The sequence below is a fragment of the Halarchaeum salinum genome, from assembly GCF_039520965.1.
GTDB classification, from domain to species: domain Archaea; phylum Halobacteriota; class Halobacteria; order Halobacteriales; family Halobacteriaceae; genus Halarchaeum; species Halarchaeum salinum.
In genome coordinates, this window is sequence record NZ_BAAABL010000080.1 from 1 (window position 1) to 529 (window position 529).

At 53.5% G+C, this 529-nt stretch carries 2 protein-coding genes; both read right to left on the reverse strand.

The annotated features are described in order from the left end of the window. Positions 1-150: helix-turn-helix domain-containing protein (locus tag ABDZ36_RS12695; protein ID WP_343749347.1), on the reverse strand; the 150-nt coding region annotated here is incomplete at its 3' end. Next, positions 147-269, reverse strand: a complete 123-nt coding sequence (locus tag ABDZ36_RS12700; protein WP_343749346.1) for a hypothetical protein — start codon at positions 267-269, stop codon at positions 147-149. The genes ABDZ36_RS12700 and ABDZ36_RS12695, both read right to left, overlap by 4 nt. Between the last annotated feature and the right edge of the window lie 260 nt (positions 270-529).

A 529-nucleotide genomic window follows, 5' to 3' on the forward strand; every position in this document is an offset into this window, starting at 1 on the left:
TTTCTGCTCAGAATACGCCGACGTGTCGTCGGTGCGGTTGAGTCGGTGGAGGAAGTGGTTGTAGACCTGTCTACAGGTATCGACAGTCCATGTTAGCTGCTCTTCGAGAGCGTCGGACGGTCGGAGTCGATACCTGTAGTTGTAGTTCACGAGCGTTCTTCGATGAGGTCGTCGAGTTTCTCTTGGACGAACGAGGACAGACTCAGGTGGTTCTCCTGAATCCACTCGGCTTGGTCGTCGCGGATAGAGATGTTCTTTCGCGTTGCCACACCACACAATACACAAACTACACAAATAAGAGATGCGATTGCGTGGGCCTGTAGGCCGAGCGCCGAAGGTGTTTGAGAACTGTGCGGCGCTGTATCCCCTCCCTACTCACTCGCTTCGCTCGTTCGTTGAGAAAGGGGCCTTAGCGCCTCAACTCAGCTGAACGATAGGTAAATCGGCTATACGGTCAACCGGCTGTGTTGAATCGCCATACGGCGGTGGAATTCACTGTTTCACAGCCCGCTTGATGTTATAGACGACA